We start from the raw sequence: 23,494 nt of genomic DNA on the forward strand, positions 1-23,494 counted from the left end.
TGTACTTAAAATCCCATGTACGAGATATTCATATCGACTCTTCCGGATATTCCGGCAACAGAGCCTTTTGAAGAATACTGCCACATATCATAACGAGTCCTTGAATATGTGGGCGCCGCCGAATACTGTGCAAGCCATATCTTATAGCCGGTAAGAGCCGGTGCATCGATATAACTGTTGAGCCAGGTTTTGTTGGCATATATTCCGGCAGTGTATCCTGCATTCTTTATTGTAGCACAAAATGCCTTACATACGGCAGTCCTTGTTGAAACGCTGATTCCGTCTGCTCTTCCGTGGGCAGATTCAACGTCAAGGAATACAGGACAGCTAATATTGTACCCCTTTATAAGAGATATTACCATCGAAGCTTCCTCTACAGCTTCTACATCAGTCACAGCCTGAGTGAAGAAATATACTCCGACCTTAAGGCCTGCTCCGGTAGCTCCTTTGATATTAGCCCTGAACTTAGGATCTTCTATAAGTGCTCCTGTAGATGATCCTCTATAACCGCATCTGATTATAACATAAGATACTCCGGAATTCTTCACCTGTGACCAATCTATACTACCATTCCATTTGGAAACGTCAATACCCAGTACTCCGGATCCAGTTGATAAGCGGCCGTCAGCCCCAAATGAATACTTGGCTCCCTGTATTACCTGATCACCTGTTACAAAATTACCATTCTTGTCATAGTAGTATGTATAACCTTCGATTGTCTGCCAGCCGGTATACCTGTAAAGTTTTCCTTCTTTCTGGATAAAAAACTTATCTGCTTTATCATAATCTGCAATCGTAGCTTTCCTGTATGTTCCATTTTCAGCTACATATACGATATTGCCGTTTTTATCCTTGAGATCACCTGCACCGTCCTTGACTGTAACTTCGCAGGTAGCTGTAACGTTCGCATCAGCTTTGCTTGTAGCTGTTATCTTAACAGTTCCTGCCTTCTTGCCTGTTACCTTACCCTTATCAACAACTGCGATACTCTCATCTGAAGATTTCCATATCACTGTTGTATCTTTAAGACCTGTAACCTTGGCGGTAAGAGTGATAGCTGTACCGCCTGCTATTATAGTAGCTTTTGATGAGCTAAGTTCTATCTTGCCATCACCTTTTGAAACTGTTACAGTGCAGTTTTTCTTGGTTCCGTCTTTAAATGTCGCCGTGATCACAACAGTTCCTGCAGCTACTGCTGTAACTGTTCCATCTGCAGCAACCTTGGCTATCTTCTCATCCGCGCTTGACCAGGTTACAGTCTTATCCTCAAGACTCGTATCTGTAGTTATCTTTTCAGTAGCACCAACTTTAAGTGTAAGTGTCTCTTTGGAAATAGAATAAGTGTATTCTTTTTTCTGAACAGTGATCTGCGCAGTTAATTTCTTTTCACCATTATTAAAATCTGCTGTTATAGTAGCTACGCCTTCGCTTTTACCTGTAACTGTTCCGCCGGACACAGTAGCAACAGCTTCATTGTTACTCTTCCATGTAATCTGGCAGCCTTCGTGACTTGTCTTAGCTGTAAGTACTATAGTATCTCCAACTTTTATAGTTGCAGATGTAGGTGTAAGTTCATATGTATATGTTTTGGGCTGCTCTGTTGAGCCTCCTGTATTAGATCCGTTACCACCTGTAGTGCCCGCAGAGGAATTGCCGCTACCAGAACTTCCTGAACCGGTATTTGATTCACCGGATCCTGATGTACTTCCTGAGTTTCCGGTGTTCTGAGTGCTGGCATTGCCGCTTCCTGTATTATTTGAAGCAGTAGATGCTTCAGAAGAACCGTTAGGAGCTGATGTACTTGTTTCTCCTGATGATGAGCTGTTTCCATTTCCGGAATTTCCATTACCAGAATCATTCTCATCTATAAGCTGAAGACTATCCGGATCTTTAATGCCTTTTGCAGAGTAGGGGTTAACAATAGTATCCTTTTTGATCTGTTCATATGATACTTCTCCGCTTGAACCGACTTCTGTCTTAGTAGACTCAACCCATTCAACGGTATCCTTGTTCTCAGATTCTACTACTGTCTCTGCAACAGCAGTATCTTCTGCTGCAACATTGACCTGGGATTCATCCTTGACTTCATCACTTATATCAACAGGTTTATATTCAATATTCTCTTTGACTTCTATAGACTGACTTGTAGTATTGAAGGTATAGTCTGCATACTCATCGCCTTCTAATGCCTTCATTGTAACTGTGTATGTTCCTGCAGGAATATCATAGTGGTAGATGATTCCATCCTTATCTTCATCCTTCCAGGTAGTCGTACTTCCATCAGGCTTTTTGATCTCCACTTCAAAAGGGATACCTGATACAAGTCTAGCTGACTGGCTGTTTAGGAACTTGATCTTAAGATCCTGCTTGATGGATGCCATGGACAGATTGATCTTAATGCCCTCATTCTCTTCTTCCTGTGAACTTTCTGCCTCTGCTGCATCTGACACAGCTTCTGCAGCTGCCTTTTTGGCAGCCTGAGCATCTGCTACTGCAACAAGTCCTGAGCTTCCCGGAACCTGCATTTCAGAGATCTCACTGCCCACATTGCTAAAAGAAGATATCTCATTGGCCTTAGATCTGGCACGAAGTATAAATCCTCCAAGAGTAGCACCTGTGATTATCACAACAAGTCCTATTACCAGTGATATCTTTTCAAGCGTACTTGAATTACCCAAAAAGAAAATAATACCACTTTTCTTCTTATTTCTCTTTGAAGAAGGTCTTCTTTTAGAAGCTGAATTCACATTCCGTCTTCCTGATGAAGCGATATATCCTGACTTATGCCTTCTGCCCTTGCCTTTCACAGCGCCTTTATTAGAACCTTTACCACGAGAAGTTCCTACAGCGCCTCGAGCACCGTCTGTACTTCTACGACCTTGTCCGGATGATGTATAAGAGGCTTTTGAAGGAGCTTTTTTCCTTCCTTCTTTTTCAGCTTCTTCCTTCAGATCATCAGCAAAGTCGTCAGCAATAGCATCTGTCATCTCTTCCGGCGCTGATATCTCACGAATATTGTTATATTCGTCATATGCTGCATCTTCTCTTTCTTCGAGATATTCTTCATATTCATCGGGAGCATAATCGTCTAGGCCATACTGATCTTCTGATTCATACTGGTCTTCTGATCCATACTGATCCTCTGAATCATACTGCCTTTCTGATTCGTATGCGTCATCGCTGCCATATTCGGATTCCTCTTCAGATTCGCTTATCATACCGTCTTCAGCATACTCTGAATCAAAATTCCTAGCGTCATCAGATATTCCATCATCCATAAAATCTATCGGGAACAGAAGTTCATCCCCATCATTTGAGGCATTTCCCAAAGCATCATGTGATGACAAAGCCTCTGCATTAGCAGAAGGTTTATTTTTAATATTGACTACAGATTTTAAAAGAACTGTATCATCAAGATTCTGATAAGCTCCGGAGTTTTCTTCTGCAGCATTATAGATAGCCTCCTCAAGATCTTCGGTATCATGCTTTTCAGAAGCTCTATCACTGCTATCTGTTCCTGCTTCTACAGGATCATCAGCATCAGATTCTAACGACTTTCTGTGCATATCATCTTCATCAGTCACTTCATTATAGGAGTCATCATAATATGAATCTCCATCATAAGATTCTTTATTATATGCTGCTTCATCATATGATTCTGAATTATAAGATTCTTCATTATATGATTCTTCGCTATATGGCTCTTCGCTATATGATCCTTCGCCATATGAATTCTCGTCATTCCATGCTTCATAATCGTCACGGGAATATTCGTCAATATTCCTACTATTGTCTGCATGGCGACGATTTCTTCCTTTTCTAAACTCTTTTTTTCTATAATCAGGAATACTCTTTGTTCCAAAAATGCTATGGTGCTTTTTCATAAGTAAACTCCTTCGATGTCTTTCATAACATTACAAAACTATAGCTTCCCATCCTTGGCTATGTTCACTGATCAGTCCCATCCTGATCAGTGAAGATCAAAAATCCTGTATACCTTTATACTATTTTCATATATTTAATTCAAATAAAATACTATAATTCCTGCAAGAAGAATTGCCATTCCTATAAGTTTCCTTGCAGTAATCTTCTCTCCAAAGAAAAATCTTGATAGAAACATTACGATAACGTAGCCAATAGGCTCAATAATAACAACCTGCATGTATTCAAGTCCTGAATAGCATACAACAGATATAAGCATTGAGATTCCAAGCATTCCGTACCCTGATATAACCAGCACATTAAGATACTGTCTTATAAAAGAGGGATACTCTTTACCGGAACTTTTTTTAAGTAATATCTGGGAAAAAGATGCAATTATCTGTCCCAGGATCGCAAGAAGAAGGTAGAAGCTCATCTTTCATCCTCCTTCTTATTATCTGCCATAGCAGCTTCAGAAGCTGTAGGATCCGTGTTGAGTATCACTGTTCCAGCCATCACCATAAGAACTCCAATCACCTTAAATGCTGTCACGTCCTCATGAAACAGGATGATACTCCACATAAGTGACCATAAAAGTGTCATTGCCTTGTTGGCATAAGCTATTGAGAGCTGAAACCTTCCTATAAGCTGCTGCCACAGTACCGCATACACGCCAAGGACGAATACTTCCAGAAACAAAAGTCCTATTGTCTTAACCGATAATGCGCCGTTTTCATTAAGGGAATTACCAACAAAACCGCCTACAACAGTATTTATACTATATATTCCAACAGCAAGCTGCAGGAGTAATATATCTTTTAATGCTACTTTCCTTTTCATTTATAAAATCCTTTTTACTTATTTATCTTTTTTACTTCTTATACTTTTTCTGTTTTACTTCTTTTCCTACTTCTTTTGTCGTGCTTCCTTTATCTGCGTTGAAAAGAATCTATAGAACTCACTCTTTGCCAGCCACCGACTGAGGATATATAAGAAGTGCAAAGTGGTAAGCGACATACTGTCTTGCGCTTACATTAAGATGAATATTGTCATTAAGGTATTCCTCAGAATTAGACTCCGTGATAAAGCCCATGTAGTCATCAATAAATGACACATTAAGACTCTCTGTAGCCTGGAATAATCTTCCATAATAATCGGTCAGTGTTCCGTTGCCATAATTGAGCGCATCTCCGGGCTGCATAGCACCTGTATCGTTAGGAGCAAGGCAATAAGTGAAGGTGTTTACAACTATCCTTATATGAGGATAAGCTTCGTGGATAGCCTTAACTCCTGCTACAAATCCGCCCATATAAGTATATTCATCAAACTCATATCCGGGTGTCAGAAGGTTATCTACATCTGTAGGATTATAAAGTGTCCTCTTCTGAATATAATCATTGCCATCATACATGATGCAAAGAGTATCTACTTTGTTAAAATCAATACCTTTAAGAACATCAACGCTTGAGACATAGTCTACTCCCATATCTCCTGCCTTATTAGAAAGCTCGGAATAGTCTCCGCTTCCTATAGCTTTAGCTACGCCTACGAAGCTGAAAGTATCTATCTCGGTTCCCATTCCAAGAGGAGCATATGCAACAGTCGTTCCGGGAAAAGATACATTATAAACTGTAGCTCCGGTCTTATCAGCGATCATATTGGCAAGACCTGTTTCTTCATCTCTGTCATAGGAGAAGACATCATTGCCAAGGCATAGGATCGTATCTGTTCCATCATCTTCATATCCCTCAAGATCAGCGTCTAAAGGATACAGGATATTATCTTCGGCATTAAGACTTATATCAGGTACATAATCAGGATCGTATTCTACTGTTATACCTCCGAACTGGAATTTCCAGATAACTCCAAGAAACAGTACTACAAAACACAGAATAACTATAAGTAATATAACAGGAAGACTTATCTTACCACTGTTAGAACTACCATTTCTTTTCCTGTTGCCTCTACTGCTGTTATTATTTACACTTCCTCTATAACCTGCGCCGCTTCTACTGCCGGCATTATTCCTACTGCCACCGTCGCTTCTATTATTAAAATTACTTCTATTATCAAAATCACTTCTGTTACTCATAAAAACCTCTTTGTATATTATATTTGGTTCTTTTGTCAGTAAATTCCTATATTAAATATCTATAGTAAATTTCTATAATAATTATCTATAGTAATTCTCTATAATAAATCCCTATAATAATTCTCTATACTAAATATTTTTAGTAAACAACTACATCAGCTTTCTTCTACAACAAGTGGATCCATATAAATGCTGTAACCATCCATCTGAGCCAGAAGGACAAGTCCCTGAGTCGTAGGATCTATATCAGCAGGAACACTCATATTAAGGACCACATAGGTGCATTTCTGCTGCCTTGTAGTTTCTAAAAGCGCCTCTATATTATAGCTTCCACCCGGTTCTATATTCATCTGTTCATAAACAGCATTCCAGTAATCCCACTGTGCTTCAACATAATCTCGTCCATACGGAAGCATAATATCCGTATTATACTGCCTTATAAAATATACAAGCTCCGGAGGGCATGCAGCTCTTACTCTGGCTTCACCTTCTTTAGGAGCGATGAGATTGCAGATATCAATAGCAGCAGTCGGTATGTGGAATCTGTTCTCAGCCTTAGTGATATACTGACTTCTGTAGACAAGGTTAAAGCCGCTCAAGACTACAACAATCAAAGTCGCTACTACAAGTCCAAGCTTCCTCCTTCTTTCAAAGAGCCTGCAAAAAGCATATGCAACGTCTACTCCCATAGGGACAAGCCATAGTACGCGGTAGTACGTTCCGTCTTCCATACCAACTTTCTCATAAACTGCTCTTGTAAAAGGCATAAAGAACATGACTATTATAAAAAGTGGCACAACGCCCAGTATCATCTTCTTCCAGACGATCTTCTCAGTAACCAGGATATATATAGCACATGCTATAAACAAAAGAGGCAGTATGCCACTCCCGCAATAAGCTTTGAACGTATCTATATTTGCCAAAAAATATTGAACCATACAAAACCTTTCTAATTATCAGTATTTCTTAATCAGTATTTTTTAATCAGTATTTCTTAATATTTTTAATTCATTACATACTCAGATACATAAGAAGATAGATAACATTTGGGATACAGGTTGCAGCACCCATAAAAGCAATTGACAGCTTCTTGTATCTGATCATAAGAATAAGTGAGCATGCGCCTATAAGTATAGTCCCAAGCATTACTCCCATAGAAGAATAAATTCCGGAAGCCATATTCACAAGGATCATGAGTATCCATGGGGAGAGTTTGTTGATACCAGACAGTTTCTGTCTGCCCTCACGTTCCAGATCCTCTCCAATCCACAAGAACAGCCATATTATAAGAGGTATGGCAACATTGGCAAGCATTGATTTGCCCTGCCATGTCCTTGTAAGGAAAAAAGTCTCTGTCGTCGAGATAGATGTATGACCAAATAATTGAAAGACAGCCATTATGATCATGAACATAGGAAGCTTATTGGGGTCTTTTCTAAAAAGCATGCGCCCTATCTCAATATAGATCATGTAAGTAAAAGGTATCAGGAACATAGGAAGAAGCGTATGTGCCAGAATCGTCGCATGTACTCCTGATATCTTTGCAATAAAGGCAATCCACATCGTAATAACAGCAAGAGCATGCCTTATATCAAGTGTTGTGGATCCTCCTGTATAGGGAAGTATAGTATTCATAGTATCTGTCTGAACCGCAAGGACAGATTCTACAACATAATATGCATCATCACCATCAAATGAGGCATAGAAAAATGCCATGTACAGCTGAACAAGAAGCAGTATACCGAATAAACCCCATAAAACCTTGCCTTCAAAAGAATATCTTACACGTCTTCCATATACGTCTCCTCTTGGATCCATATAGTCTTCTGCAAGAACATGCTGTTCTCCCGGAAATACCGCTTCGAGCCTATGCTTAATGCCTCTATAGGTGATAGAGTTTAGTTCTCCTGATGCAAGGTCTTCTTGTTTCTTCTTGTTAATAAGGATTATACCTATGATAAATCCTATAACAGCAAGACCTATCTCTGCTCCTGCATAGATCTTAACGCACGTGGAAAAGGCACTATATGTGATAAGAAGCATACATGGAATAGCCACCAGTTCAAACACAGCCATTGACATAAGATACCCTGCAATAAAAGTAACCGCCCATGACCGCCTTCTTTCAGGAAGTATACAGGCCGGTATTATCCCTATCAAAGTAGGAATAAGGATAAGCCATAATATCAGCATTATAAGTGTATAAATTGTTCCCATTGTAATCCGTCACTTTCAGTCTATAAATTCTTTGATCTGCTCATCCATACAGGAAGGTATATCTCCCTTGTCTATCAGGACTTTGGTAAATTCAATGATCCTGTCCAGAGCATCACTTACATTGGTTCTTCTCTTATATCCAAGCTTCTGTCTTATCTTGGAGGTATCAAGTTTTAAAAAGCCAGCTTCATGAGGCCCCTTATCAGATACATTCTGCCATGAAGCCCCGCTATATATCATGTTCCATTTATGACAGAACATGTCTGTTATATCGCCGGTAGTAAGTATATCATTGTCATCCGGTCCTACATTATAACTTCCTTCAAGTGTCATATCCTCATACTGCCTTGCAGCAAGATACAGATAGGCATATACCGGCTCCATTACAAACTGATACGGACGTATTGAATGAGGATTCCTTACTATTATCTGCCTGTTATCAAGAACTGCCCTGATACAGTCAGGTATTATACGATCCCTTGCAAAATCTCCTCCGCCTATAACATTGCCTGCTCTTACCGTAGAGATGGCACAGCTTCTTTTATCTTGTCCAAAAAAAGAATTCCTATATGAATCTGTAACAAGTTCGCTGCAGGACTTTGAGCTTGAATAGGGATCATATCCTCCAAGCACGTCACTTTCCCTGTAGCCCCACTCCCATTCATTATTCTTATATACCTTATCTGTTGTCACATTAACTACAGATCTTACACAGCTGCACTGCCTCACGCATTCGAGCACATTGACAGTTCCCATGACATTGGTCTCATAGGTATAGACAGGCTCTTCATAAGAAGTTCTGACGATAGGCTGCGCTGCCATATGAATGACAATCTCCGGTTTTGCCTTATCAAAAGCTTTTTTGAGAGACTCAAGATCTCTTATATCGCCTTTTAGATGGCAGATATGATCTTTGATATCTGCCATTTCAAATAGAGATGGATCTGTTGGTGCATCCAAAGAATACCCGGTAACCTGCGCTCCCAAAAGGATAAGCGTCCTCATCATCCAGCTTCCTTTAAAGCCTGTATGGCCTGTTACCAGAACTCTTTTGTCTTTATAAAATTCTCTAAGTGAAAAGCTTCTGTCTTTCAAAGGTCACCTCTTAGCATCTGCTTCTTTTTCTATATCTGCATCTGTATCAAATCCTATGCGTCTTTCCTCAACTACAATAGGCCTGTGAATAACTCTTGTATTGATATTAAGGATATATTCTCCCATAAGTCCTATGAAAAACAGCTCTATAGACATAAAGAAGAAAAGTCCTACGATAAGCGGCGCCTGTCCTGCATCAAAGCCGTACCAGTTAGTTAGCTTGAGCACAAGATATATAAATGCTACAAGTAGTGATAAGATCGAACAGATAAAACCAAAAATAGTAGCCACGCGAAGTCCTACCTTGGTATATGAAGTAATGCTCAGCATCGCTGCATCATATAAGGTATAGAAATTGTTGTGGGTCTTGCCGGCACGTCTTCTAGGCTGCTCATACTCTACAAGCTTTAGATTAAATCCTGCTCCGTACTCAGCAACAATACCTCTGATAAAAGGGACCGGGTCATCCAGCTTTCTAAGAAGCGCCACAAAAGTCTTATCATACAGACCAAAGCCTGTAAAATGCTCGATCATATGAACCTGAGACATCCCTTTGATAAGCTTATAGTATATAGTTCTCAGAAAATAGATTATCCCATTCTCACGGCTCTTTGATTTAACTCCTGATACTATCCTGTGCCCTTTCTCCCATTCATGTACAAATACAGGGATAAGTTCAACAGGATCCTGAAAATCCGCACATACAGGTATCACACAATCTCCGTCAAGACTGCATATCCCGTGGAACGGCGAATTGAACTGTCCAAAATTAGTTACGTTAAATATAGCTTTGATCTTTGAATTATTCCTGCACAGCTCTTCTATTTTATCTCTTGTTCCGTCAGTGGATGCATTATCTATAAAAACAATCTCATAATCATATGAAGAAAGGTCTTTTTTCAGAACATCTTCTACAGCAGTGCTTATAGGTCCGACATTTTCTACTTCATTAAAACATGGAATTAGTATACTTATTTTTTTCATAGGTTCCTTTATGGCCTTTATATTTTTACAGTATTAGCAAGTAACTCTGCTCTTGAAAGAAAAGGTGCAAGATCATCAAGTGGCGGAGATACAAGACTTCCGTCGGCAAGCTTTTTGGTAGCTGACTTAGGCTCAAAGAACTGCTCTGGCGAGCAGAACACCTCACATATAGAAAAAGAATCTTCTGAAAGAGTCTTCGCAATGCTATCTTCAAGCTCTTCATTACTGTGGCATGCATAATAAGGATACCCGTAAGCATATGCAAGTTTTGAAAGATCAGGAAATGATAAGCCACCACTTTCAGGTCCTATTCCAACATAATGCCTTCCAAAAAGATTGGTCTGGGTCTGTCTTATGGAGTGATATCCTTCATTGTTTATAACAAATATATGTATAGGGAGCCTTCCTGTAACAATAGTCTGAAGCTCCTGAAGATTCATCTGGATACTTCCATCTCCTGTTACAAGAGTTACATCCTTATATCCATCTGCAACGCAGGCTCCGATTGCTGCCGGAAGACAGTATCCCATGGATGCGATCGCAGAATTGATTATAAATCTCTGACCTTTTTTGATGTGAAAAGAATGACTTCCTACAACGCAGGCAGAGCCGTTACCTACAACTACTGTACTATCTTCGGAAAGCCTCTGGGACAACTTCCCAAAGAAGGCATAAACATTGGTCTTTCTTGTATCTGTATACTTATCTTTTGTGATAACCGGATACGCTTTTTTCCAAAAATCACAAAGGCTTGTCCAATCAGATGGTCTTACACTTCTTCGTAATTCTCCGGCAGATTCTTCTATATCGCCAGATGATCCCTGCATACTTACAGGCATAGACCTATATAGGACTTCTTCCTGTGCCAGGGCATCCTCCATCTTATTAAGAAAATCAGCAGCATCTGCCCATACAGGCATATCAACATGTATAGTAGGCTTTACAAGTTCATTACGGTCAACGTCTACATCTATGACATAGGCGCCTTTGGCCCAGTTTCTATAATTATATCCAACCTGTCTTATAGAAAGCCTGCTTCCTACTGCAAGGACAAGATCAGCATTTTGAACTGCATAATTGCCTGCCCGATCTCCCATTATCCCACCGCGGCCTACATAGAGAGGATTATCGTCATCTATAAGATCTATAGAGTTCCATCCGGTGACAACAGGTATACCCAGCTTTGGCACAAGCCTTTCAAATATCTCAAAAGCTCCGGCTGCTCTGATACCGCTTCCTGCATATAATACAGGTCTTTTTGAATTTCTAATCCTGGAAATAATACTTGAAACTGTCTCTTTAGATACAGCACCAGGGATATCCCTGTCATCTTCTGCTAAGTCATAAGCTTCCAAACTATCCGGATCGATCATCCTTGCCTGAATGTCAACCGGTATATCGATCCATACAGGTCCCGGCCTCCCCGTTACTGCAAGATGATAAGCTTTTTCCATTACTTTTTTTATATCAGAAGCACAAGTAACCATCTGCGCATATTTTGTCATATTCTTCGCAGATAATGTTATATCAAACTCCTGATCTCCCATAGAACGCAGATCAAGTCCCGTACTTCTTACAGTTGTATCATATCTGACCTGACCACTTATAACTATCATAGGGATAGAATCAAGATACGCCCCGGCCACGCCTGTCATCGCATTAATACCACCAGGTCCTGTGGTAACACATACACATGCAGGATTCTTACTGATCCTTGCATAACTCTCTGCAGCCATACTACAGGCCTGCTCATGATGATTAAACATAAGTGAAAGGCCATCACATTTTGCAAGACTGTCATCCAGATGCATAGCGCCTCCTCCGACGACCATGAACACCTGGCTTATCCCATGCTGCACAAGGAATTCTGCTACATAATCAGAAAGTTTGATCAAAGCCACGGCTAAATCCTCCCATATCCTTCTTATTTTATCAGATAGAAACTACAATGTCACGAACGCTACACTCTATGACTCATAAAAAGGCAAAGAAAAAAAGACCTGTACAAAGGATACATGTTCCTGTACAGATCTTACCTTCTTATACTTAAATATTACTTAAATATTATCCCGGCAAAAGATATTAAGCCTGATACTTCTCAAGCTCAGAGAAATCAGTCATGATGTCAAGAATCTTCTTACGTCCCGGCTTGTTAAGCTTGATGTACTGCTTCATTACGCGATTCTCAACGATGCTGTTTCCAAGATCCTGTCCTCTTTCAAGGGGAGAAAAATCTACAGGGTTAAGGTTAAGTCTGTCACACATACGAATTACAGTACCATATGCCATACCCTCAATACCACGGTCAAGAGCAGTTACAAGTGTGCTGTATGGAATAGACATTTCGATAGCGAACTGTCTTACGCTCTTATACTGTGATAAAATCTCTTTCTTTAAAATCTGTGCCTTTGTCATTGTTGTCCACCTCCTGGTAATGGTAATTTTTCCTGTTGAACCAAAACACATCAGCTGTGTCTGATATGTGATATGCAATAACTGCGAAATAATCTCCCGGTTACTTTTACATCAGCTACAAAGTATAAAACATAAACTGTTTTACGACAACCCCTTTTTGTGTAAAAATTCTGTGAATCTATATAGAATTTTTATACGTTTTTTTGGTAAAAATTTAAAAATGCCCAATTGGTGTTTTCCATTTCATAATATGGCTTTTATGCGGCATTTCAAAAGCCACCATGAATTATTCACACAAATCAGGCATTTTTTATATAAAATTTTTGGTTATTTTTTCAGAAACGTGCGTTATCTTATAAAACAATCAGTATTTTATCGTTATATAGTCATGTATAACCTTGCCGTTTTTTTTGCATTGAAATTATAGCACATAAAACCGTTATTGCAAGTACGAAACAAACGTAAATTACCATCTTTTTAAAATTTGTACTTACAGGATAAAAAAAGGAAGCAAAAGGGGACTTGTTTTGTGTATTATGATGTAGATTTTAGACTTCGCTAACGCCAAACATATGCCGCCCTTTGAGATAGTTTATTAAAGATTATCACAGTAGTCTTTTAGGCTAGTCTCAAATTCCACCTCCGGTTGCCAGCCTGTATCTGTATAGAGCTTGTTGCCATCGGGGTTTAGGGATATGAATGGATCCGGGTCGTCTCCGTAGGTTAGTTCTGCCATATGGCCGGACCTTGCCAGCATCCATCTGTTAGCTCTTTCTACATATTGTCTTAGGGTCAAGCAGCTTCCGTCTGTAATGTTATAGATTTCTCCGCTTACGCCTTTAGTGGAAATAGCTATAAGGGCCCTGGCGCAGTCTCTTGCATCCAGATAGTTCCAGCTCTGCCTGCAGGATGAGAGATTCATCTTCATACCGCTTTGGGCCCTGTCCATAAGATCAGGTATCATCCTGCCTCTTGGTTCAAATCTTCCTATAAGACTGAATATTCTCCCCCATACCCATTCAATTCCAAGTGATGCGCATAAGCTTTTTGTCATATAGCAGGCCGCAGTCTTGCATGCTCCATAAGCTGTGACAGGGTCAGGGGCAAGAGTTTCTGTCATTATCTTGTCGGTAGCGCCGTATTCTGCCTGGGATCCTATACCGATGAAGCGTCTACAACCCATTATAAAAGCAGCTCTTACTGCATGGAGTGATCCTTCTACATTGACCTTTTGGACCTCAAAGTCATTCCTGTCACCACCCCACATAAGATGGAAGAATGAATCGAAATAGGCATCTTCATCGCTAAGTTCAGGGAACCTTTCGAATATCTCTGATGGGAGTCTTTCAAGTTCATCCATTTCAAGAGGGATGATATGAAGATTATCCGAATCTATCTCTTCAAGTCTTGCATTATGACTTGATCCCGGTCTGACTACTGCATAGACATCCGTTTCATTATCAAGAAGTTCCATAACAAGGTTTGCTCCGGCAAAGCCTGCAGCACCTGTTACTATCACATTTTTATTTTTATCAGCCATATCTTTGTCCTCTGTTTTTGTGATCAGCATCTTCGAAAACCTCATACATTTTTGAATCAAAGATTCAAAAATGCAGCAATAGAGCAGGTTGAGTTCACCTTCGGTGAAGGCTCTATTGCCAACAGATTCATTGAATCATATTTACGTTCAAGAAAACATACTCTTTTTACATAAGGTTATTTAAGAAGCTTATCACATTTTTTAATCGCTATTCATTACCTTTTGTAAGCGCCTTTATTAAGTCGTTTACTATAGCTTATAGATGCAAAATAGAATATAATGTAATTAAAGATAGTTATTTTTTTGTCAAAGGAGAACACCATGCCGGAATTATCCGTATGCATTATTTCTAAAAATGAAGAGGAGAATATAGAAAAATGCCTTAGAGCGATCACCCCGCTTCAGAGCGAGATCATCCTTACGGATACCGGAAGCAGTGACAGGACAGTTGAAATCGCCAAAAAGTATACTAAAAACATCTTTCACTTTGACTGGTGCGATGATTTCAGCGCTGCCAGGAACTATTGTGCTGCCCGTGCCTCCAATGACTGGATTCTTTTTATAGACTGCGATGAATATCTGGTTCTTGCTGATATTCTGCGTCTTAATGAGATAATAAATGAACACCCTCTTGAGATTGGAATGGTCAACAGGATAAGCCCTTACCCGGGAGATGAAGCCCAGCAGTCAAGGCACGATTTTGTTGCAAGGCTCTACAACAGAAACCTTTATACCTACAAGGGGACAATTCAGGAAACTATTGAACCTATCAATGAAGAGCTTGTTCCTATGGATTATGACAGTCCAAAATATTTCGAGATACCTCTCACTTTCTATCATGCCGGTTTTGAAACTATCAACAACAGGCGCAAAAAAGCTGAACGAGATCTCACCATGCTTCAGGACATTTTAAGAACAGAAGGCCCTTCAGCTTATACCTATTACCAGCTTGGCAAATGCTATGTTGCCATGAAAGATCCCGCGCTTGCTGCCCACTACTACTATAGCGGAATCTCCCTTAATCCAAATCCTGTTCACACCTATGTCCATGACATGGTAGAAAGCTATGGTTTCTGCCTTTTAGAGCTCAAGCAATATGATAAAGCGCTGTCTCTTGAGCAGTACTATGATAATTTTTCAAGCCGTGCAGACTACGTATATCTCATGGGACTTATTTATATGAACAATGCAAGATATGACGAAGCTATCGCTCAGTTCAAAAAGGCCATCGGCATCAAGAACTACTCCATAGAAGGTGTCAATACCTATGCTCCAAGATACAACATAGGTCTGATATACGAAAGCCTCGGAAAACCGGATGAAGCTATCTCATTTTATAAACAGTGCGGATCTTACGCTCCTGCAATTAAAAGGATAGCAGCTCTAAGCTAGATCTCTACTACATGTATGCTCTTTGGAATCGTATTTTTGCAGCCTTTTGAAACTATGACATATCCGTCTTTTTTCAAAAGGCGAAGGAGCTTCATAAGTAACTCATCCTGATTCTCAGCATAGTTTAGTGCATCATAGATACATATTATGTCAAAAGAGTGATCAGTAAAAGGAAGATCTGTCACCTCTATATTACCTGCAATTATGTCTCCCATGTATTTACCAAGAGCTGCAACCTTGCCATACCCTTCCGTTCCTGCCACGTAACAGTCATTAAATCTGTATTTGAGTGCAGACATATTAACTCCGAATCCGCACCCTATCTCAAGAAATCTGAACCAGGGATATATAGGCTTTCCTCCAAGCTTGCCTTTTACTATATCACCAACAGCATTTATAAGATCATCCGATACTGCTTCAAACTTCCAGATATCGAATCCCCATTTTTCCTCAAATAATCTGCGGTTTTTTAGCATGAGATTTTTTCTGTATTCTGCGCCCTTCTCATCTTCTGTATCTCCGCCCTGATGATATACAAATGCATTATGACACAAGATCTGCCTAAAGCCAGCTTCAGATATCCTTATCCCAAGATCATCATCCTCAAAATATGCAGGAGTAAATCTTGGATCAAAAAGAAGTTTACGTTCTCTCATGCTCTTTAGAGCATTCTGAACAGACTCAGGAAAATGAGCTTCATCCTCACTGGTATGTTCTATAAAGACACTATTTATCGCTTCTCTTTTTATAAGCTCGCAAAATCCCGTAAGTCTGACCTTGTTTTCATAAGGATGCTCCATAGGGATGTTATGAGCAGATCCGTACTTGATAGCTGCATCTATCTGATCTGTCGTGCCAAGGTAGACCTCTACACTTTGTTCTGTAGCATTATTGGATACTGCTCCAACCGCGCCAACATTAGAATCTTCATATAATCCCATCCTCATCCAGAACAAGGCTCCGGGAGTAAGGACCGCATCATTATTGATAAGCAGTACATCATTTTCTTCCTGACTTGCTATGATTCCTATATTACAACCTATCGAAAAACCGACATTGTCTCCATTTTCTATAAGCCTTATCCCAGTCTGCTGCCTTAGCCATTTGGCAATGCCATCGGTAGAAGCATTGTCTACAACGATTATCTCATCGCCTTCAAAGCATTCATCTTTTATTGCCTTAATGCACTTTTTCATAAGCCATTCATCATTGTAAGACAATATGATAAAAGAAATATTCCTGACTCTGAAATATGGTTTTTTCCTGCACTCATTGATCTCATCCCTGATAGGCGCAATATCTTCTTCAAGTGTGCAAAACCTTGAAGCCTGCTCAAAGCAAAGATAAGCCTGGTCATTGTTCATCCTTTTGTAGATAAGACCAAGCATATAATAAAGTTCATAATTGCGCTGATTTTTGGAAAGACCTTTCCCAATAGCAAGAAATTCTCCCCGCAGATCCCCGAGTGCTTCACACACAGTGGCTTCAAGAAGATAGAGCTGTTCAGGATTTTCATCATCGCCGGAAAGAAGACTCTTTTGATCTTCAGAGTTTTTAAGCTCCCTGATCTTCTGTGCAGCTTTTTGATATTCTCCGTTTTCTACCAGCGATCTGATATTCTCGTACATAAGACTCAACCTCCTCGGCAGGACTGCGAAAAAATTAACCACTCTTTATATACCATTATAATTTGAATATCAATATTATACAAAGGTGTTTATTTTATGCACGTTTGGAGCCTGTTTTTGGAACCGGAGCAAGTGGTAAAAAGTGCATTTAACCGTTAACATATAATTAAAAATAATAAAATTTTGTCATTTTTAACGAAATTTAGTTGATTAATAATGTTTTTTATGATAGTATCATAGTAAGTATAAATATATTTATAGCCAAAAGTGGCTTGCCCCGCAAGGAAATCGCTTAAGGAAGAGCGAGACGTATCAGCAAATGAAAGGAAAAGCTGAAGATTCGAAAGAATCTACCTTGCATCAATCAAGGAAGAAAGGAGGGCATCATACATGGCTAACAACATCATGTCAAATGGTATCTACAACCATTTTCTAACGTCATATGCATCGAATGATATCACTAAAGCCGATTCTCACAAAAAAGATGAGCTTAAAGATATCTACAAATCGATAGTCCGTATTAACAAAGATTCCCCTCTTTATCTTCTTAAACAGGATAGTGTTAATGAGGAAACCGCTATTGCATTCAAAGAATCTGCACGTAAATTGCAGGGTGATCTTGCTATGCTCAAAGGTGACGGCGACAGTGGTGATTTTAATAACAAAGTCGCATTTTCATCCGATACAGAAGCGGTATCCGCTACCTATATAGGCCAGGCGTCAGCCGATCCTCCTTCATTTGATATAACTGTAGAAAGGCTTGCACAGTCACAGGTCAATACCGGCAATTTCCTTCCAAATGAAAAGTCAGCTCTGGAAGAAGGAAGTTACTTCTTTGATGCCAAGATAGGCGAACAGAGTTTCGAGTTCCAATTCTCTATCGGAGCGAATGATACAAATCTTGATATCCAGCAGAGAATTTCAAGGCTTATCAACAAAGCCGGTGTTACATTGGAAGCAGAAGTTATAAGTAACGAAAACGGCGAGAATGCCATAGAAGTCAAGGCTTCCAAGCAGTCTCTAAAACAGGGACAGACAAGACAATTTGATATAATGGATGCCCTAAACAGTCCCAGACACGGCATCGTTCCATATTTTGGCCTTGGCAACACAAGTATAGAACCGACCACTGCACAGTTTACTATAGGCGGAGAGACTCACACATCGCAGTCCAATCACTTCACGGTTGCTTCTGTATATGAAATAGAATTAAAAGAACCCACAAATGGACAAGAACCTGTACACATCGGCGTCAAATCCGACAATGATGCTCTTGTAGAAAACGTCAAGAATCTTGTATCAAGTTATAACACCTTCCTTGACAGCGTCTCATCATCAGATGAAAACATGCCTGCAAGGACCAAGATGCAGACCTCAATAAAGTCTGTTGCATCGCAGCATATAGGAAGTCTTGGACAGATAGGAATAGGTCAGCTTGAAAACGGACATATAGAACTAAATGAAGAATCACTAAGGCAGATGCAATCACAGGCACAGGATCCTTCAGAACTCATGGTTCCTGTCAAAGAGTTTGCAGATCATCTTAAGAGTATCAGTAAAGAGATAATGCTGGATCCTATGAAGTTCACGCATAGGCCTATAGTTAATTACAAGAACCCGGGTCATGAATATGCTAACCCATATATGACCAGCGAATACTCAGGTATGATGTTCAACAACTATTGCTGATCATAAGCGTATCAATAAAGATGTATAAAAAGCCGAAGCATGTTTTTTATAATGCTCCGGCTTTTTGGATCTAATTAAGATTTTAATATTATGAGGCAGGTGTCAAAAGTTCCTTTTGACAGCATCAAGTGCCTGTCTGATGACCTGATCCATATTGTAATATTTGTACTGACCAAGACGACCGCCGAAGATAACCTGTGTCCAGCTTTCAGCTTCTCTTTGGTATCTGGCAAAAAGGATATTGTTCCTGTCATTGTTCATAGGATAATAAGGTTCATCACCAGGCTTCCACTCTGAAGGATATTCCTTGGTGATCACAGTTCCTCTACCCTTACCAAACTCAAAATGCTTGTGTTCGATGATCCTTGTATAAGGAACTTCTCTTTCTGTATAGTTAACAACAGCATTGCCCTGATAGTTATCAACTTCAGGCATGCTTGTTGTCTCGAATCTTAGAGAACGATACTCAAGATTACCAAGTTCATAACCAAAGAACTCATCGATCATACCTGTATATACGACCTTAGCAAATGTATCTCCGTCTTTGGATGTGATCTCGCGTCCCGGTCTTTGCTTTTTCATATCTACAAATTCAAAGAAATCTGTTGAGAGCTGTACTGTGATATTGTTATGAGCCTGAATACCGCAGATCTGGCCGCCCATATCATCACGCATTCCCAGAAGTCTCTCACACATTGCAGTATATCCGCCTACAGGGATTCCCTGATATGGATCGTTGAAGTAATTGTTATCATATATGAATCTGAAAGGAAGACGCTTTATGATAAATGCAGGCAGCTCGCTGCAGCTTCTGCCCCACTGCTTCTCTGTATATCCTTTTATGAGCTTCTCAAAGATATCCTTGCCTGCAAGAGAAAGTCCCTGCTCTTCAAGATTATCAGCTTCAAAATTACTGATATCGTAATCAGTCGGCTCTGATACTCCGCGATTTTTGAGGATCTCTATCACAGCTTCACGGCTCTGCTTACCAATTATTTCCTGAGCCTGCTCGGGTGTTCTGATACCCCACATCTTGGAAAAAGTGTTCATATTAAACGGAAGATTGTAAAGCTCATCCTTGTAAACAGCCATCGGAGAATTCACATAGTTGTTAAAATGAGCAAACTTCTGAACATACTGCCATACTTCCTCATCTGATGTATGGAAGATATGTGCACCATAATCGTGAACCTGGATTCCCATATTCTCACTGGTATGGACATTACCGGCAATAGTGTCCCTTTTATCAATGACAAGGCACTTTTTGCCCGCCTTAGCGGCTTCATGTGCAAATACACAGCCATAGAGGCCTGCACCTACTACAAGATAGTCATAATTCATAATAATTCTCCCCTGGAAAAAAATTCTGCTGAAGGAATACTCCGTATAACCGCAGTACGGATGACAGTCTTTGTGGATACTGTAATCCGGAAAGCGAAAAAGTTACGAAAATTTTCCGACAACAGAATTTATGATATCAGACTTTCTATATTTTTTAAAGAAGATAATAATTTACATATTTTAGTTTTTGAGATATATTTCAGGGACATTAGTAATAATATCAGTCACACCGAATTCTGAATACTTGCCCATGTCTCTTTCTTCAAGCATCCTACCATCATTAAAGAAGGGCTCTTCCATATTCCAGGCGCGGATCGGCACATCTTTAAGCCTTCCTTCTCCTCTTGCATTCATTCCTCCTATCCATGGATGAAGAGCATCGGCGCCTGCATAAACAGCCCCTTGTATACAGCCTTCCATGGTACCTGAAAGCATGCCTGTCTTTGCAGAAGGAAGGAGCTCTTTGATTATCTTGATAGATTCTGCAAGGAATGATGAATATACTATATATTTCTCCATCTCAAATTCGCTTACAATATCAAGAACCTTCTGCTCAATTCCTGGATATCTCACAACGCTTGTTTTAAGCTCTATGTTAATAAGAAGACCATTTTCTTCGCAGTAGGGCTTGAGGAGCTCTAGCATCTGCTTCAAGGTAGGTATAGTCGTAGTCTCACCGCCCGCCATCTGTATATGGAGTTTTTTTAGCTGATCAAGTGTATAGTCTCTTACATACCTTGTTCCATCAGTAACCCTTCCTGTATGCTCATCATGGAATACAACAACCTCTCCGTCCTTGGTAAGCTGCACATCAGTTTCTATACCTGTGATGCCCGGGATTTTGGCTGCTGCCTCGAAAGCTTCCAGCGTATTCTCAGGATATGCCATGCTGCATCCTCTGTGAGCCCAGATCTTAACCTCTTTTCTTTCGCCCTGTTTTGGTCTTTGCTTTACAAAAGCTTCTATGACAGAGGCTGCGGCGATACTCTCTTTGGTAGAAAGAATCGTTACAGGATCACTGCTTACTACCTGATTTCTGATCTTCTCATAAGTATTCTCGGACATATGATCAGTCAGATTGTTCCTGCCAATAGAAGCAACTCTTCTTCTAAACTCTGCAAGATCATACGTAAAGCCGTTACTGTTGCTATCGCAGTAGATGATGTCATTGTTCTTATCGTCATAGGACTTGATAGTAAATTTGCGCATAAGATACCAGGGCGACTCAACATTGATACAGCCCATGGAACCCGTGATGGTAAGAGCATCATCGCTTAGTACCGCCGTAGCAGTCTTGACCGTTGCCTGTGCATGATCGTACTTTAGAGTTACTTTAGTATATGTATCAATACCATTTAATCCGTATACGGCATTTATGTTTATATCCTTGTACGAGGTTCCAAGCAGTCTTAGAACAGGAGCCAATACAAAATTACCAAAAGTTTCAAAACAACCACCTTCAGGGAATGAATGCTCTCTCTCATTGGTAGGAATAAGTCTGGAAAAAGAAGCTTCTATATCCACAATGCTTCCTATAACTCCACTTTTAAGAACCTCTGTTAGTTTCATAAAACCGGGCGTATTAAGGCTTCCGGTTGCCTCCATAAGGACAAGTCCTTTGTTAGAGGCCATATCATAAAGGTCTTCTGCTGTCTTTCCGGACATAGATATAGGAGCCTGACACAGTACATGTTTACCTTCATCAAGCATCTTTTTGACAAGTTCTTCTCTGCAGCTGTTCTCTGCAGATATATAGACCATGTCACAGCTTCCGGATACAACTTCAGGATCAAAGGTTGATGTCCCGCAGTGGTATTTTTTTGCAAAGTTCTGCGCCTTATCAATTCTTGTATCATAGATGCATGTAAGATCATATTCTCTGCTCTTTGCTACTACCTGTGCAATAATATCCGCAGTTCTACCCGTTCCCATTATTCCAATCTGCATAACATTCCTCCACTTTTAACCCTGTTTTTCTTTTCAAACTTCGCACTTGTCAAACATTCGTCGCCTTTTGCAGCTGCTCCAATACGGATGTTTGGCAAGTATTTAGTTTTATACCTATGTCTATTATATTCCTAAAGCTGGCGCTTTACCAAGCCTGACAGGGGCAAATAGATAGAGCAACGGCTATTATCATGAGATTCTGACTGACCTGAGCATGAAAAAAGTCATACGTGAATCCATGAAAAAGTAATAATATATAGCTACACGTTATTTTGTTAATTGACTTTTGAAAATTCATATGATAAAGTAATCCCTGTTGAAAAATTTAATACCCAGATGAAAATGGTAGCGAGACTTTGATAAAACCAAAAGGCTGTTATGCAGCCTTACAGAATGAGAATGACTTCTTATTCTGTGTCCCCCGCGAAAGTTATAATTGCAGGTGACCACAATTTTATCGATGTCTTTTTTTTATGTTTATTTGGCACTAAGCATATGTACCATTTGTTTTAAAAGGAGGATTATTATGCCACAGACAAAACTTCAGAACGTTATATTCACTATCATGATGGTGCTTGTAATGGTATACGGTATGGTCGTATACAACATCACTTTGGATAGAGGTGCACTTACTAACGATGTATTTTACATTGCTCTTTTTGAGCTTCCTATTATGGGCGTGATCGGTTTCATTATTGAATTCCTTATTGCAGGAAGGCTTGCACAGAAGATGGCGTTCAAGATCGTAACACCAGGTCAGGACAAGCCTATCATGATAATACTTGCAATATCTACTATGACAGTTATGTGCATGTGCCCCATGATGAGCCTTGTAGCTACATGTCTTTTTAAGGGAATCGATTCTCAGATCATCGCTAAATGGATCCAGCTCACTGTGACCAACTTCCCTATGGCTCTTTGCTGGCAGATCTTCGTAGCAGGCTCTGTTGTCCGCTTCATATTCGGCCACACATTTGCAAAAAGCAATAAGTAAGAAATCCAATACTTCGCCGCACGACCAGTCAGCATCCCCAAAGCCTTTACAGGGTGCAGATAGTACATAAATCATTACCACGCTACTAATCGTTTTATAATTTATGGCACGATATCTGGAGCTTTTCATTCTGGGGTCCAAACTCGCTTCGCTCAGACATGTGGACCCCGAACAGAATGAAATTCTCCATCTATCATGCTCATAAATTTAATAAAACGATTATAAGCGTGGTAATGATT

17 protein-coding genes are annotated in these 23,494 nt (G+C 39.9%); 3 read left to right on the forward strand and 14 right to left on the reverse strand.

The features are described from left to right. Positions 1 to 5 precede the first annotated feature (5 nt). The 11 genes from I7804_RS00395 to I7804_RS00445 form a co-directional block, all read right to left on the reverse strand. Complete coding sequence (locus tag I7804_RS00395; protein ID WP_248404355.1) at positions 6 to 3,884, reverse strand: GH25 family lysozyme; 3,879 nt, start codon at positions 3,882 to 3,884, stop codon at positions 6 to 8. Positions 3,885 to 4,018: 134 nt separating this feature from the next. Beyond that, the gene (locus I7804_RS00400; RefSeq protein ID WP_022753670.1) at positions 4,019 to 4,357 is read right to left on the reverse strand and encodes a multidrug ABC transporter; all 339 of its coding nucleotides are present in this window, start codon (positions 4,355 to 4,357) and stop codon (positions 4,019 to 4,021) included. Next, complete coding sequence (locus tag I7804_RS00405; RefSeq protein ID WP_022753671.1) at positions 4,354 to 4,761, reverse strand: transporter; 408 nt, start codon at positions 4,759 to 4,761, stop codon at positions 4,354 to 4,356. The genes I7804_RS00400 and I7804_RS00405 overlap by 4 nt, the downstream gene beginning before the upstream one ends. Positions 4,762 to 4,879: 118 nt before the next feature. Continuing rightward, entirely contained in the window at positions 4,880 to 6,013 is a 1,134-nt protein-coding gene (locus I7804_RS00410) for a hypothetical protein (protein ID WP_027203223.1), read from the reverse strand. 155 nt (positions 6,014 to 6,168) lie between these two features. Then, positions 6,169 to 6,951 (reverse strand): hypothetical protein, encoded by a 783-nt coding sequence (locus I7804_RS00415; protein WP_248404356.1) that lies wholly within the window; start codon positions 6,949 to 6,951, stop codon positions 6,169 to 6,171. A 73-nt stretch (positions 6,952 to 7,024) separates the two neighbouring features. Further along, complete coding sequence (locus I7804_RS00420) at positions 7,025 to 8,230, reverse strand: DUF6077 domain-containing protein (RefSeq protein WP_248404357.1); 1,206 nt, start codon at positions 8,228 to 8,230, stop codon at positions 7,025 to 7,027. A 15-nt stretch (positions 8,231 to 8,245) separates the two neighbouring features. Beyond that, positions 8,246 to 9,325 (reverse strand): CDP-glucose 4,6-dehydratase, encoded by a 1,080-nt coding sequence (gene rfbG / locus I7804_RS00425; RefSeq protein ID WP_074756518.1) that lies wholly within the window; start codon positions 9,323 to 9,325, stop codon positions 8,246 to 8,248. A gap of 3 nt (positions 9,326 to 9,328) precedes the next feature. Further along, entirely contained in the window at positions 9,329 to 10,309 is a 981-nt protein-coding gene (locus I7804_RS00430) for a glycosyltransferase family 2 protein (protein ID WP_022759126.1), read from the reverse strand. 17 nt (positions 10,310 to 10,326) lie between these two features. Beyond that, positions 10,327 to 12,210, reverse strand: coding sequence for a thiamine pyrophosphate-binding protein (locus I7804_RS00435; protein ID WP_248404358.1), 1,884 nt, complete (start codon positions 12,208 to 12,210; stop codon positions 10,327 to 10,329). Between the two features lie 181 nt (positions 12,211 to 12,391). Then, a complete protein-coding gene (locus I7804_RS00440; RefSeq protein ID WP_022753678.1) occupies positions 12,392 to 12,724 on the reverse strand; it encodes a transcriptional regulator in 333 nt (110 codons plus the stop codon). Between the two features lie 595 nt (positions 12,725 to 13,319). Continuing rightward, positions 13,320 to 14,294, reverse strand: coding sequence for an NAD-dependent epimerase/dehydratase family protein (locus I7804_RS00445; RefSeq protein ID WP_248404359.1), 975 nt, complete (start codon positions 14,292 to 14,294; stop codon positions 13,320 to 13,322). 291 nt (positions 14,295 to 14,585) lie between these two features. Here I7804_RS00445 and I7804_RS00450 point away from each other — a divergent pair, with 291 nt between their 5' ends. Then, on the forward strand, positions 14,586 to 15,656 hold the full coding sequence (locus tag I7804_RS00450) for a glycosyltransferase (RefSeq protein WP_092044537.1): 1,071 nt from the start codon (positions 14,586 to 14,588) through the stop codon (positions 15,654 to 15,656). On the opposite strand, the gene I7804_RS00455 is transcribed toward I7804_RS00450, so the two are convergent. Further along, positions 15,653 to 17,284, reverse strand: a complete 1,632-nt coding sequence (locus I7804_RS00455; protein ID WP_248404360.1) for a glycosyltransferase — start codon at positions 17,282 to 17,284, stop codon at positions 15,653 to 15,655. The two genes, I7804_RS00450 and I7804_RS00455, sit on opposite strands and share 4 nt — an antisense overlap. Before the next feature lie 390 nt (positions 17,285 to 17,674). On the opposite strand from I7804_RS00455, the gene fliD reads away from it, so the two are divergent. Next, positions 17,675 to 18,973 (forward strand): flagellar filament capping protein FliD, encoded by a 1,299-nt coding sequence (gene fliD, locus I7804_RS00460; RefSeq protein ID WP_248404361.1) that lies wholly within the window; start codon positions 17,675 to 17,677, stop codon positions 18,971 to 18,973. A 102-nt stretch (positions 18,974 to 19,075) separates the two neighbouring features. Here the strand turns inward: fliD and glf are convergent, their stop codons facing one another. Together glf and I7804_RS00470 are read right to left on the reverse strand one after the other, a co-directional pair. Next, a complete protein-coding gene (glf, locus tag I7804_RS00465) occupies positions 19,076 to 20,314 on the reverse strand; it encodes a UDP-galactopyranose mutase (RefSeq protein ID WP_022753683.1) in 1,239 nt (412 codons plus the stop codon). A 180-nt stretch (positions 20,315 to 20,494) separates the two neighbouring features. After that, positions 20,495 to 22,261 (reverse strand): glycerophosphodiester phosphodiesterase family protein, encoded by a 1,767-nt coding sequence (locus tag I7804_RS00470; protein ID WP_248404362.1) that lies wholly within the window; start codon positions 22,259 to 22,261, stop codon positions 20,495 to 20,497. Between the two features lie 526 nt (positions 22,262 to 22,787). Between I7804_RS00470 and I7804_RS00475 the strand changes: the two genes are divergently transcribed. Then, positions 22,788 to 23,255 (forward strand): DUF2798 domain-containing protein, encoded by a 468-nt coding sequence (locus tag I7804_RS00475; protein ID WP_248404363.1) that lies wholly within the window; start codon positions 22,788 to 22,790, stop codon positions 23,253 to 23,255. Positions 23,256 to 23,494: the final 239 nt, after the last annotated feature.

It is taken from the genome of Butyrivibrio fibrisolvens, from assembly GCF_023206215.1.
In the GTDB taxonomy this organism is placed as follows: domain Bacteria; phylum Bacillota; class Clostridia; order Lachnospirales; family Lachnospiraceae; genus Butyrivibrio; species Butyrivibrio fibrisolvens_C.